The sequence below is a fragment of the Halanaeroarchaeum sp. HSR-CO genome, assembly GCF_024972755.1.
Lineage (GTDB): Archaea > Halobacteriota > Halobacteria > Halobacteriales > Halobacteriaceae > Halanaeroarchaeum.
In genome coordinates this window covers 1,619,822-1,636,351 of sequence record NZ_CP087724.1, presented here as the reverse complement: position 1 = coordinate 1,636,351, position 16,530 = coordinate 1,619,822, and the positions used below count along the sequence as shown (strand labels likewise).

Sequence of the window (16,530 nt, the reverse complement as noted above, 5' to 3'; positions counted from 1 at the left end):
TATGAGCAACGCGGGGTGGTCGCCGTGGGATCGGTCGTGATCTCGGTCGATGCCGAACTCGGCTGGGGCTTTCACGACTTCGCGGAGCCACCGATGGAACGTATCGAGGCCGCCCGTGACGGCTGGCGGTCGCTCGTCGACCTGTTCGACCGGTTTTCGGTGCCGGCCACCTGGGCCGTGGTCGGCCACCTCTTCTGGGACGATTGCGACGGCGTCCACCCGGACCATCCCGCCTCACCCGACTGGTTCTCGACGGAGCGGACCGAGTGGGCCGACCGCCCCGACCTCCGATTCGGGGGCACCGTCCTCGAAGCGCTCCTCGGTTCCGACGTGGACCACGACGTCGGGAGTCACACGTTCTCACACGTCGTCGCCACCGAGGACTGGGTCTCCCGGCAGACCTTCGCTGCCGACGTCGAGATGGGCGTCGAGGCGCTCGAACGACGGGGGATACCCGTACAATCGTTCGTCTATCCTCGCAACTACGTCGCTCACCGAGACGTGCTGGTCGAGAACGACATCGTCACGTATCGAGGCGAGCGCTCCCTGCCACAATCCACCGTCGGACGACTCGCCGCGAAACTCGGTCCGGCGGTGTCGTCGAATCGGGTCCGGCTCGTCGATCCATTCGTCGACGAGTACGGACTGGTGGTCGTTCCGCCGTCGCTGTACCTCTACGGTTTCGAAGGGTCGCTGGCGACGGTGGTCGACCGGATCTGGACCGATCCGATGCTCGCACACGCCCGACAGGGGATCGATCGGGCCGCGATGGACGACGGTATCTTCCATCTCTGGCTCCATCCGAACAATCTCATCGATACCCCCGCAGTCGACCGTCTGGCGACCGTCCTCGCGTATCTCGACCGGCGGCGACACGAGACCTCACTGCGGGTCGAGACGATGGCCGACGTCGCACATCGAGTCACCTGACCGATAACGTCGATCGAACCGCATTCCACGTTTCGGCGATGGAAGCACTGGAACTGCCGACCGTCCCCCTGACGGCGTTCCAGGTGTCACGGACGAACGGACCGGGGTCGTCCAGGCTGGCAACGTCGAAGTTCGGGTGTCGCAGCGTGGAACTCGCGATGTCCCAGACGGTCGCACCGACTCCTGGCCGCTCGACCATCGGATAGTCCTCGACGACGACGCTGTGGAGGTGGGCGACCTCGCCACGGAGGAGATGTGATGCCGTACCGGGACGGTAGTCCGGTGGGGGATCGAGTGGCTGGTCGGTCGCCAGGTTCCACACGTACCCGGGATAGTCCACGCCCGCGTAGATGTCGACGGGGATGCTCGCCGGAAAGCGCGGATTCACCTCCAGGAGGTTGAATCGCCCAGATTCGTCGCGGATGAAACCGACCGAGGCGATCCCTTCCCACTCCAGTTCGTTCAGCAGGCGCAGTCCAGCCGTTCGCAGTTCGGGGATGTCGGCGGCTTCGTGATAGATGCTCGGCCCTCGTGAGTACTTGTATCCACGTCGCAGCCGTTTCTGGGACGTCGCGACCGGTTCGCCATCGTGGTAGAGGGCCCGGAGACAGTACTCCGTTCCGCGGACGTACTCCTGGGTGATCGGGACGTGGCCCATCTCGTCGATTATCGATTCGACGTACGGGACCGTCCCTGGTTCGAGGAAAATCGTTTTCGGCGGCGATGCAACTCGCCCCGGGGGGACCGTATCGACGAACTCGTTCACCAGGATGGCGAAACGTCCCTTGACGATCCGTTCGCGGTCCCAGTCTTCCACCTCGGTCAACAATGTCGTCTCGGGCGTGTGGACACCGATCCGATCGGCGACGTCGAAGAGGCGAACCCGGTCGTGGACTGTCCGGAGCGCATCTGCGGTCGGCCAGATTGGGGCGACGTGTTCCGCGAACGCCGCCCGATCGGTCGAGAGCGCGTAGACGTCCGTCTCTCTGACCGGGAGAATCGCCCGCACGTCGTCTCTGCGTGCGAGGGCCAACAGCTCCGCACGATACCTATCGATGTCCTCGCCGGGGACCGGGACCGCCACTCGCTCGTCGACGTACCGGGAGCGGAAGGCGGGCGGACGATCGTGTTCCGACACGGCGATCGTGTCGACCCCCTGGCGGCCGAGCGAGCGAAGGAGTGCCACCGAGTTCGGTGCCTTGATCGCTGGGACGACTGCTGCTCCGTCGCGCGCTCGATTCATAGCGGTACTCAGGTCTTCGAACTGGTATGTTATTTGTAGACTACCAGACCCGCACAACGGTGCCTACAGCGGGTAGGTCGTCGTATCGCCAATCGGTGCCACGAACTCCGGGATGGGTCAGTCCGTGTGACCGACCGTCGGGTGCTGGCAGGTATCCGGCACGGATTCTCTGTCGTCCGACAATATGCCGGCCGTCGTGCTGCTCGAACCCGTAACAAGCCCTTTTGCAGTAAGTTTCTCATACCGGGTATGGAGCGACGTAACGACGAACCTACTCGCGATGGCACAACTCGGCAATCCGGCTCGTTCACGCGGCGGCGTATCCTGCAGTTCGCGGGCGCTGGCATCCTCGGTAGTGCGGTGACGGCGGGAACGGCAGCCGCCGAAAGTGGTTCTTACGCACACACCCTCGAGGTCGTGGCCGAGGAAAGTGTGTCCTATACGTTCACGACAGACGGCCAACTGGAACGGCTCTTCGACAATGGCGAGAACTCCGCAGAGCGGTTCAACGATACCGTCACCGAGAACGGAGACGGCACCTGGACGGCGAAGGGGTATACTGGGAACGGCAAGGGAGATGGGTTCGCTTTCGATGGATCGGTGAGGGACTTCGAGGTGCTCGAGGGCGACTGCACTATCTACCTCGATGGCGCGGAGGTCTCCGTCGAGGAACTTCTCGGCGATGAGAATGAAGATTCCCCGTCTGCCAGCGAGGACGGGCCAGTCGGTGGCGGCAAGGGCTACGACGACCTCGTCAGGCGTGCGGATGCCGACGTCGTCGTCTCCACGAAATCCGAACTCGAAGCGGCCCTCTCGGACGCCAGTTCCGGCGATCTCGTGTTTCTCACCGCCAACGCGAGTATCGACATGGGAACGACGGACATCGTCGTCCCCTCGGGCGTGACGCTCGCTTCTAACCGGGGCGTCGACGACGCACCGGGTGGTCACCTCTATACGGACGAGGAGACGAAGTCGATCTTCCTCGAGGAGGGTGCTCGACTGGCCGGCGTCCGCGTGCAGGGCCCCTTCTACGAGTACTTCGACCCGGACTGGTATGCGACCGGGTCGGGCGTGCGGGCGGTCGGTGGCGACGTGGAGATCGACAACAACGAGATCTGGGGATTCGCGTACGCCTCGGTGGTGACCAACGGCAACTCCCCGCACGTCCACCACAACAACATCCACCACAACCCGCGGGACGGCCTGGGGTACGGTGTCGTCGCGAGCAGTGGGCGGCCGGTTATCGAGTGGAACGCCTTCGATTACAACCGTCACTCCGTCGCCTCATCGGGCTCGGGCGGGTACGTCGTCCGGTACAACCACTTCGGATCGTCGACGATCGGCCACGTCATCGACATGCATCGTCCTGGGGGTTCGAAAATCGAGATATACAACAACACCGTGGCGGCGGAGATGTCGGTCGCAGACGGTGAGCGAAAACCGGCAGTCGCCGTCCGCGGTGTCCCTGACGACCAGGCGACTATCAGGGACAACTGGTTCTACAACGACGTCGAGCCGCGCTCGACGCCGAGCGGCTGGACGGACGAGGCTATCATTCAGGTCCACGTCGACTCGTGGACGAATGTCCAGTGGTCAAACAACCACTTGGGATCTACGGAACCCCCTGCAGACATCGGTTGTCCACGTTGAATCCCGGTCGGAGTGAACGGCAAGTTCGAACGACATGGCTGTCATCTTTCACCTAACCGGATCGCGAATCCGTGTCCCTGCAACTGTCTTTTCGCCCCCGCACGATCACACCGTCTGAATCGCAGCCCCAACCCCATGCAATCAGTGTGAATAGAAGTAATAACTTCATAACTAACACGGCGCTGGCGATGTACTATTGCTAGATGACATCCGTCGCGCTCGTGGTCCTCGATACGCTCAGAGCGGACTCTTTTGAGGAGCATTTCGACTGGCTCGATGGTGCAACGTTTACCAGAGCCTATTCGAGCTCACACTGGACGATTCCCGCGCATGCGTCGCTCTTTACAGGGCGGTATGCAAGTGAGGTAGGCACGACTGGCACGTCTCCTTCCCTGGATTGGACCGGCCAAACCCTCGCGGAAGCTTTTCAGGAGGCGGGCTATCGGTGCCGCGCTTTGAATGCAAACACTCAGCTCTCCCAGTACGAGGGATGGGAACGTGGGTTCAACCTCTTTGAGGGTGCTGCGAACCTCGGGCGAATTGACGATTCCATCTTCGATTGGGGCCGACATATCGATGCGACGGAACCCGGTATCGAACGGTATCTCTCCGGAATTTGGGGCTGTCTTACCGAGGACTGCAACACGATGGAGTCACTGCAGTATGGCTATGGGCTCGTGAAGCGACCCGCCTGGGATGGCGGTGCCCGTGCGGTCCGCCGTCGTCTCGAGCACATGGAGGTCGAAGACGAGGAGTTCTTGTTCGTCAATTTGATGGATACGCACACGCCCTATCATCCGCCTCCAGGAAGCGAGGATCCGGTGACGGTTGTTATTGCCGACGCCTTTGCGGATGGCGTCACGGAACCCGAAAAAATCAGAGCGGCCTATCGTGCAGCAACGACCGACCTGGCGGAGGTGTACAGGGACATCGTCGCCATCCTCGAAACGGAGTACGAGTACGTGATTACGCTATCCGATCACGGTGAGTTGCTCGGCGAACACGGGCTGTGGAACCACTCGGTTGGACTCCATCCCGAACTCGTCCACGTCCCATTGGTTGTCAACGGCCCGGATATTGAGTCGGGATACCGGCACGAACCGGTCAATCTCCTCGATGTCCACCGCACGGTCGCAGAACTCGCATCGGTCGACGTTGCATCGAATGGGAGAGACCTGTTCGGCTTGCTAGAGCCGAAAGAGCTTCTCTTCGAATCCCACGGATTGCTCCCCTTCCATAGATCTCAGTTCGAAAGAGTCGATGCGCCGCTAAAGGAGTTCGAGCGGTGGCAGACCGACCTGGCTGGCTTCGTGACGAAAGATGGGGCGTACTACTACGAGTCCGAGCCTGGCGAGTTTGCGGTTATCGGGAAGACGAAAGAACGGGCCCCGCGTGACCGACTCGAGGAACTGAAAACAGAGCTCGATCGGCGGGAGGTGGAGCCTGCGGAAATCGATATCACGAACGAGGTCCGGAAACGTCTCGAGGAACTCGGGTACGCCTGAGACTCCACCGAGTTACTGTGCCACAAGAGCAATTAATTGCCATATCGCCGGTTGCGGGTCCACGGGATCAATACCTCTCCACGGGCGTGGAAGTAGCCACGCTGAAAGCGATATCTGCGCGGTGCAACGACGTCGACGAAATTCGGTCAACTGGTTCGAAAACGAGGTCGAACCGCTCGATTGGGATATAGCCGTTGGCAATCCACGTACATCTTTCATCGCTGCTCGAGTGGAGCAAATTCTACGGTTCATCGTCTGGATCGAATGGCTTCGGTCACTCCTTCTGGACCGTAGACCATTTGTCGACACCGCGCGCACCGATTTTCGAACCAGCGCGACGCTATTCGCCATCTCGATAGGTACGTACAGGACTGGTAGGAAGAGACTAATCGCGGTAAGCAAGACGATACGCTGATCGATAGACAGTTGAAGCGATTCGATAGCATCCGGTAGCTACCTGGCATCGAAATTACCTCAAACGGTAATTTGGCGGGGGTAGTGCTGCTCAAAGCCGTAAAAACGCCTTTTGAAGTAAGATTCTCATACCCGTCCATGGAGAGACGTAATGATGATCCTACTCGGAATATCCCAGCAGAGACATCCGGTATCCTCTCTCGGCGACGCATCCTGCAGCTTGCGGGTGCTGGCATCGTCGGGACGGCGGTGACGGCGGGCACGGCAGCGGCGGAAAGCGGATCTTACTCTAACACTCTCGAGATCGTTGCAAAGGGCAAGGTCTCCTATGCGTTCACCACGACCGGTCCGGTCGAGCGACTCCTCGACAACGGTGACAACTCCGCGGAGACGGGCAACGACACCATCGTCGAGAACGGTGACGGCGCCTGGACCGTCGAGGGCTTCACCGGCAACGGCTACGGTGACGGGTTCTCCTTCGATGGCTCGGTGACGGAGTTCGAGGTGCTCCAGGGGAAGTGTACCATCTACCTCAATGGCGAGGAGATCTCTCCCGAAGACCTCGTCGAAGACCCCGACACGCACGTCATCGAGATCGTGGCCGAGGATCTCGTCTCGTACACCTTCTCGACGACGGGACCGATCGAGATGCTCCCCGATAACGGCGACAACTCCGCGGAGACGGGCAACGATTCGGTCACCGAGAACGACGACGGCACCTGGACCGCGGAAGGGTTCACCGGCAATGGCTACGGTGACGGGTTCTCCTTCGATGGCTCGGTGACGGACTTCGTGGTGCTCGAGGGCGCCTGCACCATCTACCTCGATGGGAGGGAGGTGTCGATCGAGGAACTCGTCGGCGAGGAGGCCGACGCCGAGGATCCCGAACATCTCCTCGAGATCGTCGTGCCGGACAGTCTGGAATACTCGTTCACGACGACTGGCGAGATCGCAAAGGACCTGGACAACGGCGACAACTCAGCCGAGGAGACCAACGACATCGTCACCGAGAACGACGACGGCACCTGGACCGCGGAAGGGTTCACCGGCAACGGCTACGGTGACGGGTACACCTTCGAGGGGACGGCGACGGCGTTCTCGCCGATGGAGGGCGACTTCACGCTCTACCTCGACGGCGAGGAGATCACCCCCTACGAGCTCGTGGGCGAGGACCCGACGCACACGCTCGAGATCGTCGTGCCCGACGAACTCGACTACTCATTTACGAGCACGGGCCCGATCGAGAAGGACCTGGACAACGGCGACAACTCAGCCGAGGAGACCAACGACATCGTCACCGAGAACGACGACGGCACCTGGACGGCGGAGGGGTACACCGGCAACGGCTACGGTGACACGTTCGTCTTCGAGCGCTCCGTGACGGACTTCTCGCCGATGGAGGGGGAGTTCGCGCTCTACCTCGACGGCGAACAGGTGACTCCGTACGAACTCACTGGGGAGGAAGAACCCGAAACGACGACGAACACCGTCGAGGGCGGACCGGTCGGCGGCGGCCAGGGCTACGACAACCTCGTCTCTCGCGACGAGGCCGACGTGGTCATCTCTACGAAATCCGGGCTCCTGCAGGCCCTCTCGAACGCCAGTTCCGGTGACGTCGTCTACCTCGCGGGCAACGCGAGCATCGACATGGGGACGACGGACATCGTCGTCCCGTCGGGGGTAACCCTCGCTTCCAACCGGGGTATCGACGACGCACCAGGGGGGCATCTCTACACCGACGAAGAGACGAAATCGATCTACCTGAACAGCGGCGCGCGCTTTACCGGCATCCGTGTCGAAGGCCCCTTCTACGAGTACTTCGACCCTGACTGGTATGCGACCGGGTCGGGCGTGCGGGCGGTCGGTGGCGACGTGGAGATCGACAACAACGAGATCTGGGGATTCGCGTACGCCTCGGTGGTGACCAACGGCAACTCCCCGCACGTCCACCACAACAACATCCACCACAACCCGCGGGACGGCCTGGGGTACGGTGTCGTCGCGAGCAGTGGGCGGCCGGTTATCGAGTGGAACGCCTTCGATTACAACCGTCACTCCGTCGCCTCATCGGGCTCGGGCGGGTACGTCGTCCGGTACAACCACTTCGGATCGTCGACGATCGGCCACGTCATCGACATGCACAAACCCGGTGGGACGGACATGGAGATCTATCGGAACACGGTCGAGGCGACGTACTCGGTGGCGGATGGCGATCGTAAACCGGCGGTCGCGATTCGCGGGGTTCCGGAGGTTCTGGCGTCTGTCCAGGACAATTGGTTCTACAACGAGGCGGAACCACTCGCCTCACCAGACGGGTGGACGGGAGAATCGATCATTCAGGTTCACGTTGACGAGTGGGCCAACGTGGAGTTCCCCCAGAACCACTACGGGTCGAGTGAACCCGCTGCCGACATCGGCTGTCCGCGATGATCGACGTGGAGCGATAAGGCGGGAATAATCGTTTTGCCGGTCTCGGTTATCGACTGGGCATTCGCTGGTCGATGCTCAACTGATAGAATAGCGCATAGCAGTTCCGTAATAGTTGCATTACTAAGGCGTTTCCGTGGGTGCCAACTTGTATAGAGGTCTTCATGGATCGACGTGAATATTTGAAAACCGCCGGCGTCGCCGGCACAGTTGGTGTGGTTGGTGCTGTCACAGTACGGTATCGAGGGCGTACAACACCTTCGGAACCCGAAGAAGACAATACACCCGAACCGACCGAAGAACCAACGGCCGAACCGGAGGACGACATCCCGTATGCGGATGCATTCGCGACGGTGATCCGAGCGACCGATCACGGTGTCGTGCCGAATTCGTCCGAATCGATCGACTCGTTTCTCCGAGAATACAGTAGCAACGACACGTTAATGGCGTTACCGGAGGGTGAGTTTCGGATTTCCTCTGGCATCATTGGGGGGTACGAAAATCTCGGGATCATTGGAATGGAAACGGGCCGCTCGACGTTGGTACCGACCGATGGGACCTGTGTGGGCGACGGGCCATTCTTATCTTTCGAATCCCTCGATGGCCTGCTTGTCGATGGTATAACGTTCGACTTTCGACAGTCGAACGGCGGCGGTCCGATTCACTTTCGAACACAGGGTGACGTTACCGTTCGTGACGTCTCTGTCGTGGGTAGCTGTGAAAACCAGATATCGTTGGTTCGTATCGACGCACTGAGCAAGGACGGGACGTTCGAGTTCGACCAATTCAAGGCACGCAACACGGACGACAATCCCACGCTCACCGGTGTCTACGTCGGCGATTCACACGCGGGTGAACTCGTTTTCAAGGACTGTGAACTCGAGGGCTTCTCGGATAATGGATTGTATGCGTCCTCGCCTGGGTTACGCAGTGGGAAAAACGGTATCGTACGGGTCGAGGGTGGCAAATACCGGAACAACAATATCTCCAACATTCGCCTGGGTTCGACGGGGAGTACGGCACGAAACGTCGACGTCGTCGCAACCGACCCACCGGATGCAGAATCGGTAAATGTCCGAGGTATTCGGTTTCGACACCGCCAGGATCAACTCGTGGAGAACTCCCGCATACACATCGGGCCCGACTCGGGTAATGGCTTCGGGGCCGTCGTGTTCCATCCGGAAAACCGCGGAGCCACCGTGAAAAACACTGCCATCGAAGTCCACCGAGACGACTACAAAGCGATCTTTGCACTCCCGGCGATCGAGCCTGCGGAGTCGGGTCCGGTGTTCGAGAACGTCTCCATCTCCGGCGAAGCGAACGGCGGATTCGTGGGTAAGATCGAGGGCCGGACGGGGACTGTTTTCAGCGGATGTACCATCGATATGAGCGGTGTGGATAGACACGGTCTCCGCTTCTCGTCGGCGGAGGACACACTCATCGAAGACTGTCGGATCGCCGTTTCCGGCGATCCGATCGTGCTGCGACAGTCGACAGCGACGATCGTGAACACGACGATCGTGTCCCCGGATGGCGAAACAGAACATATCGAACGGATGGACGCCAGTGACGGTGATTTCACGCCTCGATGACCCTCTCGACTGCTGACGACCGCGACGAGATCGCGCTGTCCGTCGTGATCGTTACGAAAAACGAAGCCGACAGAATCGAGCGCTGTCTGGAGTCGGTAATCGAGGCCTGCCAACAGACGGTGTCTCGGTTCGAAGTGGTCGTCGTCGACTCGAAATCCACTGACGACACTGTCGAGAAGGCATCGGCCTATCCGGTCACCGTCGTTCGTCTCACGACCGACGATGTCACACCGGGTGCCGGACGACGTGTCGGGACCGAATTGGTCGACGCTTCTCGGATCCTCTTCGTCGATGGGGATATGGAGATCGAGGCCGACTGGCTTACAGCAGCCATCTCCTACATGGAGGGCCACCAGGTGGCGGCCGTCGATGGTCATCTCAACGAAACCGGTTCGAACCGTCCAGAACCCGTTTCGTCGGTTCGTGGGGTTGCCCTGTACGATCGGGAGGCGCTCGAATCTGTCGGAGGATTCGATCCCTACCTGGGTGCCCTCGAGGACATCCACCTCGGATTCGAACTCGGTGTCGCTGGCCATCGTATGGTCCGACTTCCGGAGGTCGCCGCAACCCACCCCGATCGCGCTCATCTATTCGAACCATTGCGTCGGTGGAGGCGTGGGTATTCGAAGGGGACGGGTCACGCGTTACGGCGATCGTGGCCGTCGCCCACTCTTCTGGGAAACCATCTATACAGGATCCGATTTCGACTGACGATCCTCGCATGGTTACTCGCGGGGGTTCTCGCGATCCGCCATCGGCGGACACTCGTCGCCTGGATCGGTGTCGCGGGACTTGCGTTCGGCGTGGTCGTCCGGCACCGTGGAGTCAGCGATTCGTTGCTGTTTTTTCTCCACAAAACCGTGGGCCTCCTCGGACTCGGTCTCGGTATCGTCGATCCGGTCCCGCCACCGGAGCGATATCCGGTCGATTCTGTAGAAGTACTCTCCGAGGGAGATAGTATCCATGGCGTCCCTTCGGTGATGGATCGTTAAGCGAGACGGTCGAGAAGTACGATCATTCGGTCGGTAGGCCCAGGGAGCCGTTCGCCGATGTCATACAGTTCTTCCACGTCGATGGCCCCAACGCGGATTGCAACGATCGAGAAGAGAACCCCGCCAAACACCGGAACGAGCAGTAGCGCCACAAGGTCCGACCGAATAGCCGCGTCGAGTGCCCAGATGAACGGTGCGGTGACGACGACCGTCGCCACGATACGGCTGGCCCGGAAGTCGTGGAGTGGGTCGTACCCGATCCGGCGGGCCGCCCACACGAAGAGACCGAACATCGAGCCGTACCCGATACTCGTGGCGACGGCGGCTCCGTTCATGCCGTATCGCGGGATGAGCAGGGCGTTCAATACGACGTTCGCTCCCGCTGCTACCGATACGGCCATGATGAGAACGGTCAGCCGACCGGAACCCTGACTGATAGACTGGAGTGGGCGAGCGATCGCGAACCCGATCGTTCCTGGGAGCAACAACAACAGGGGTGTGACCGAGACGATGAATTCGGAACCGTAGTACAGGACGACGAATCGGTCCGCCAGGACTGCGACACCGACGGCCATGAGGACGACGAGCAACGTCGTGTACCGTGTTATTCGGCTCGCTATCGACGTTATCGTCCCCAGGCGTTCGTCGCTCCAGAGACTCGAACTCGTATGCAGGAGTATCGTCTGGAACGCGATGGGGACGAACCAGAGATACTCCGCGAGCGCGAGCGCGGCCTTGTAGAACCCGGTCGTCTCCGCCCCGGTGAACGAACGGAGCATGACGATGTCCACGTGGTAGAGGGACATGACCAGCAGTACCAACACGATGTTCAACACGTTGAACGAGAGCAATTCCCGGTAGGGAAAGTCCCGCTCGGGACCGGCGAGCAATGCGGGAATCGAGACCCGGCGGAGGATGACGATCCCAGCAACCACTGCGACGAGGCCATTGGCGACGATATGTCCGACCATCATCCCGGTCACGCCGTACCCGATCGCGACAAGGGCGATGCCGAGTCCGATGATAGCGAACTTCTTGACTACCTTCAGCGACTCTGAGATCGGCTCGAGTCCCAGTCCGAGGACCGTTCGCCCGGTCACCGCGCGGAACTGGCCAACGAGGACGAACACCGTGAGAAAGTAGAAGTACCGGGTGAAATCGTCGTCGAAGAGCATCGCCGCCCCCCCGAGACTGGTGAACACGAGCAACCCGACAACGCCGACGAGGACCATGACGGCCGCGAGCTGGAGGTAAAAGCGGAGGACGTAGGCCCGCCAGTCGTCCATCCCCCGGTCCTCGCCGACGAACTTCTGGACCCCTTCGGTGATGCCGGCACTGATCGGTATCATGTAGAGCGAGTACACCGAGAGCCACACCGCGTAATCACCGTATCCCCCCGGTCCGAGGAGCCTCACGATGATCGGCGTCGAGACGATAGCCGTCAGCGACGTGACGACCTTCGCGCTGAAGATGGACAGAAACCGGTTGACGAAGTTCTCGGTCCCACTCATCGTCGTCGGGGCGTCTTCGGCAGGGCGGGTACTGTTTCGCACCTCCAGCAGGACGCCCTTCCCGCGCCGTGGCGGTAGAACGAGACGCTAAGCACGGACTCGGTCGGTTGCATTCGGTTGCCCGGAGGTACCGCCGGTCACCGTATAGTTATGGTTCGTCTATCTCAGGCTGCCGGTGTCGGAGATACCGTGTTCTTCGGCTCGAATGGGCAGCCCTCCCGACCGAACCGTCATCTGGACGGTGGTCGTCGGTTTGACATTCTTACCGGACGCAATTCAGTTATTAAGATTCCATTACTGGCACTACTCCGCACTTCCCGGGAGTGAGAAACGAGACCTCATCAGGTACGTATTCCGCTCGTTCGTCGGCACGTCCGCGAAACCGACCCGCCACAACCATTAAGCCGGTAAGACCTGATTACCCGGTATGCACACCCGTTCAGCCGGGATTTCTGGGAAGTATGACTGTCCTACTGCCCGCCAGAACGATCATGGTCTCCGACCAGGTTCGGGGGTGACCTGAGGTGGAGTCGACGCCTGCACGGGCACAGTGGTCCCGCGTCTCCGCCGACCCCGACCCCCACAACGATCTGGAGTATCGGATGGTCGACCTCGACGTCATCCACGTCGAGGGGTCCGAAACCGTCGTTGTCCTTCCGAACGAGGCGGATATGCTGCGCGAGAACGCATTCGTTGTCACCGACGAAGCCGATCTATGCGACCTCGAAGCCTGGGCCTGATCAGTCCTCCAGGTCGAGAAGCGAACTGATCGACTCGCCGTTACGCTTCTTCGATTGCATCCAGTGCCAGCTCGCGACCGCCAGGAACGCGGCCATGATCGCACCGGCCACGACCATCTCGCCGGCCGGGGATAGCGCCACGATGTCCAGAGCGATCGTCGCGTAGATCAGTGCACTCGCCACGGCGAGCACGAGGTAGTAGGCGTCCCACCGGACTTCTTTTGATTCGTCGGAGAGGTACCGGCCAATTTCGTCGATCTGCTCAGTGACTCTGACCGTCCCAGCGTCGCTGTCGTACTCCACGATACCGAACTCCTCCAGTTTCGGGATGTGGGTCTGATAGAGGGAGACGTAGACGCGTTTGCGCTGCTGGCTCGTGAGTTCCTCGACCGGCGTCTCGTTCTCCCAGGCGGCGACCTCGTCGGCCAGGTTGCCGAGTTCGACCGGCTCTCCCGACCGTCGGAGATAGTGGATGACGTACCGTCGTCGTGGGCTACTCAGCAGGTCGAAGGCTTCGTCCTGTGAGAGCCGTGTGGAGTCCGTTTGGGACATGTTCGGTGGATTCAGTGGTGATTCGGTGTGTTCGAACCGGTGGATTGGACCCATGATGGCTTCACTCGACGGTCACGCTCTTTGCCAGGTTTCGGGGCTTATCTATCGATCTGGAGAGCAGTTCCGCCACGTGATAGGAGACCAACTGGAGTTGAACGTTCGCCAGTACCGATGCGACGATGGGATGGGAGTCCGGAACCGTCAGTACCTCGTCGGCGACCGCGAGCGCGTCGTCGGCACCTTCTGGAGCGACCACGATGACCGGTGCACCCCGTGCCTGGACCTCGCGAACGTTGCCGATGGTCTTCTCGTCGCCGGGCCCGAGAATGACGGCGAAGACCGGCGTGTCCGCGTTCACCAGGGCCAGCGGTCCGTGCTTCAACTCTCCGGCAGCGAATCCCTCCGCGTGCTCGTACGTGATCTCCTTGAACTTCAGCGCTCCTTCGAGGGCGATGGGATAGGCCCCGCCACGACCGATGAAGAACTGCGCCTCGCTTCCCGCGTAGAACCGAGCGATCCGTTCGGCACGGGAGGTGTCGAGGATTCGTTGGACAGCATCCGGGAGGGATCGGAGCGAGTCCACGATCTCCTCGAAGTCCTCGATTCCCGACCCAGTCATACTTCGCGTGATCAGCTCCGCGAACATGATGAGCGTCGCGACCTGTGAGGAGAACGTCTTCGTCGCCGCGACACCGATCTCCGGTCCCGCACGGATGAATATCGATTCGTCGGTCTCTCGCACTGCCGTCGACCCGGGAGCGTTGGTCACGGCGATGGTCTTTGCTCCCCGTCGGGTCGCGACCCGGAGGGCCTCGAGCGTGTCGGCCGTCTCCCCACTCTGCGTGACACCGACGACGAGGGAGTCCTCGTTCAATGGGGGCGGTGTGGCGACGAACTCGCTCGCCCGATACGTCGAGGCCGGAACGCCGGCCCTGGTGAGGATATGCGTTCCCTGGAGGCCCGCGTGGTACGAAGTTCCACAGGCGACGAAGTGGACGTGATCGACGTCCACGTATCGGTCGGGGTCGATCCCGAGATCGACGTCGCCGTCGCCAGTGAAGCGGTCGCTCAGCGTCTGGCCGAGTGCGACGGGCTGTTCGTTGATCTCCTTGAACATGAAGTGGTCGTAGCTACCCTTCTCGGCGTCCTCCGGTGACCACTCCACGGTCTCGACCGGGCGGTCGAGTCGCCGTCCCTCGCTATCAAATATCGTGTAGCCGTCGCCGTTCAGGACGACGACATCGTGGTCTTCGAGGTAGACGACGTCGTCGGTGAACTCGAGGAAAGCGGGAACGTCGCTCGCCAGGTAGTGTCTGTCACCGTCGATTCCGAGGACGAGCGGTGAGCCGTTTCGGGTAGCGTAGAGTGCATCACCGCCTTCGACGGTGGCGACCAGAGCGTAACTTCCGTCCAGTTCGTCGACGGCACTCCGGAACGCCGCTTCGGGTCCGTCACCGTTCGCGAGGTGGCGTTCGATGAGATGGGGGACCACCTCGGTATCCGTCTCGCTCGTGAACTCGTGTCCCTCGGCGATCAGCCTGTCCCGTAACTCGTCGTGGTTATCGATGATGCCGTTGTGGACCACCGCGACCGAGCCGGTGCAGTCGGTGTGGGGATGGGCGTTCTCGTCCGTCGGTGGACCATGTGTACTCCATCGCGTGTGCCCGATACCGATATTCCCGACGGGTTCGTTCCCATCGATGGCGGACACGAGGTCGTCGACGGACCCCTCTTGTTTCCTGATGTCGATCGACTTCCCATTCGGAATCGCGACACCGGCGGAGTCGTACCCGCGGTATTCGAGGTTTTTCAGTCCGGTGAGTAGTTCGTCGACGGCCCCTCCCTCGCCGACTCGAGCGATAATCCCACACATCTTCATCCCACCGTCTTGACGATGGCAGTCCTCGCAAACGAACGCCGCCGAGATGTACTGCGGGCCGGATGCGAGTGGGCCTCCGTGGTCACAAACATGATATCCGTATTACACAGACCTGCTACCTTTGTTATGTATCGGTTGCCCAGATGACAGTCAGTCCTTTGCACGGATACGGTCCGTCTACTACCGTTGCGCGACCGGCATCGATGGGACGAACTCGTAATAGTCGATGAGAAGAGTCGTCTACGCGTCGGTGGTCGTCGAGTGGACGGCGGCGGTGACGAGCACGGCCAGGAGCACTGCTCCGGGGAGCATCGACGAGATGGTACCGAACCCGCTCGCGCCAGCGACGACCACAGCGAGGAGACCGAGTACAGAGAGCCCGAAGTAGTACTGGTGCCACGGTCGCTGTTCTTCCGGAACGTCCACGTATTTCATGACGTCGGGGGCATTCTTTCCAAGCGTGATATTCGAATTGCGCTCGGACTCCACGACACCGGCGGCGTCCATCTTCGGCAGATGGCACTGGTAGAGGCCCACGTAGACACGCTTTCGCTCCGAGGAGTTGATCGCCTTCACCTCCTTGTCGTTCTCTATCGCCGCGATGTGTTCGGCGAGTTCACCGAGGGCGACGGGCTCTTCACGCTCCGCGAGGTACTCGAGGACGAGTCGTCGCCGTTTGTTTTTCACGATGTCGAAGGCGACATCTAACGAGAGTGAGGTCGCCGCTTCGTCGTCGGGTTCGTCCGCCGTGAAGTCGTCGGTCTCACAGGTCTCGCCTTCCGATATCTCCTCATCCGTCCCCTTGACCGCAGGTTGTTCGGGGCCCGGTTGGGTGGTCCTGCTCGATTCAGTTGCCATGATCGGTAGCCCCGCTGCTCGCGGTAGGTCTCCCTTTGTTTTCCCACTGTCGATGCCACTCGTCCGTCATCTGTCTGACGGCATTCCATGGTCTGGCAGTTGGTGCTGACATTCGTTCCTCCCCCATTACCGCAGTGGTAATGACGCAGTATAATTGTTGCACTGCTAATACTTAGATGTAATGGTCGTTTACTCTCTTCCGCGTGGGCGACACGACGGGTCTGTATCCGGTGAGGA

The 16,530-nt window shown here is 60.8% G+C and carries 12 protein-coding genes; 7 read left to right on the top strand and 5 right to left on the bottom strand.

The window, feature by feature from the left end; all coding sequences use genetic code 11:
- Window positions 1-24: 24 nt before the first annotated feature.
- Window positions 25-930 carry a polysaccharide deacetylase family protein gene (locus tag HSRCO_RS08440; RefSeq protein WP_259517201.1) on the top strand — a complete coding sequence of 302 codons (906 nt, stop codon included), beginning with the start codon at window positions 25-27 and terminating at the stop codon, window positions 928-930.
- Here the strand turns inward: HSRCO_RS08440 and HSRCO_RS08435 are convergent.
- The gene (locus HSRCO_RS08435; protein WP_259517200.1) at window positions 923-2,173 is read right to left on the bottom strand and encodes an ATP-grasp domain-containing protein; all 1,251 of its coding nucleotides are present in this window, start codon (window positions 2,171-2,173) and stop codon (window positions 923-925) included. The two genes, HSRCO_RS08440 and HSRCO_RS08435, sit on opposite strands and share 8 nt — an antisense overlap.
- 249 nt (window positions 2,174-2,422) lie before the next feature.
- On the opposite strand from HSRCO_RS08435, the gene HSRCO_RS08430 reads away from it, so the two are divergent.
- The 5 genes from HSRCO_RS08430 (at window position 2,423) to HSRCO_RS08410 (ending at window position 10,753) form a co-directional block, all read left to right on the top strand.
- Window positions 2,423-3,823 carry a hypothetical protein gene (locus tag HSRCO_RS08430; protein WP_259517199.1) on the top strand — a complete coding sequence of 467 codons (1,401 nt, stop codon included), beginning with the start codon at window positions 2,423-2,425 and terminating at the stop codon, window positions 3,821-3,823.
- Between the two features lie 203 nt (window positions 3,824-4,026).
- Entirely contained in the window at window positions 4,027-5,328 is a 1,302-nt protein-coding gene (locus HSRCO_RS08425; protein ID WP_259517198.1) for a sulfatase-like hydrolase/transferase, read from the top strand.
- A gap of 552 nt (window positions 5,329-5,880) precedes the next feature.
- Window positions 5,881-8,172, top strand: coding sequence for a hypothetical protein (locus tag HSRCO_RS08420; RefSeq protein ID WP_259517197.1), 2,292 nt, complete (start codon window positions 5,881-5,883; stop codon window positions 8,170-8,172).
- 704 nt (window positions 8,173-8,876) lie between these two features.
- Window positions 8,877-9,761 carry a hypothetical protein gene (locus HSRCO_RS08415; RefSeq protein WP_259517196.1) on the top strand — a complete coding sequence of 295 codons (885 nt, stop codon included), beginning with the start codon at window positions 8,877-8,879 and terminating at the stop codon, window positions 9,759-9,761.
- Window positions 9,758-10,753, top strand: coding sequence for a glycosyltransferase family 2 protein (locus HSRCO_RS08410; RefSeq protein ID WP_259517195.1), 996 nt, complete (start codon window positions 9,758-9,760; stop codon window positions 10,751-10,753). The genes HSRCO_RS08415 and HSRCO_RS08410 overlap by 4 nt, the downstream gene beginning before the upstream one ends.
- Here the strand turns inward: HSRCO_RS08410 and HSRCO_RS08405 are convergent.
- Window positions 10,750-12,264 carry a polysaccharide biosynthesis C-terminal domain-containing protein gene (locus HSRCO_RS08405; protein WP_259517194.1) on the bottom strand — a complete coding sequence of 505 codons (1,515 nt, stop codon included), beginning with the start codon at window positions 12,262-12,264 and terminating at the stop codon, window positions 10,750-10,752. The two genes, HSRCO_RS08410 and HSRCO_RS08405, sit on opposite strands and share 4 nt — an antisense overlap.
- Before the next feature lie 524 nt (window positions 12,265-12,788).
- Between HSRCO_RS08405 and HSRCO_RS08400 the strand changes: the two genes are divergently transcribed.
- On the top strand, window positions 12,789-13,004 hold the full coding sequence (locus HSRCO_RS08400; protein ID WP_259517193.1) for a hypothetical protein: 216 nt from the start codon (window positions 12,789-12,791) through the stop codon (window positions 13,002-13,004).
- Here HSRCO_RS08400 and HSRCO_RS08395 read toward each other — a convergent pair whose 3' ends face one another.
- From HSRCO_RS08395 to HSRCO_RS08385, 3 genes are all read right to left on the bottom strand, one after another.
- Window positions 13,005-13,610, bottom strand: a complete 606-nt coding sequence (locus HSRCO_RS08395) for a hypothetical protein (RefSeq protein WP_259517191.1) — start codon at window positions 13,608-13,610, stop codon at window positions 13,005-13,007.
- 7 nt (window positions 13,611-13,617) lie between these two features.
- Window positions 13,618-15,429, bottom strand: a complete 1,812-nt coding sequence (glmS, locus tag HSRCO_RS08390) for a glutamine--fructose-6-phosphate transaminase (isomerizing) (protein WP_259517189.1) — start codon at window positions 15,427-15,429, stop codon at window positions 13,618-13,620.
- 246 nt (window positions 15,430-15,675) lie between these two features.
- Entirely contained in the window at window positions 15,676-16,293 is a 618-nt protein-coding gene (locus HSRCO_RS08385; protein ID WP_259517188.1) for a hypothetical protein, read from the bottom strand.
- Window positions 16,294-16,530 lie beyond the last annotated feature (237 nt).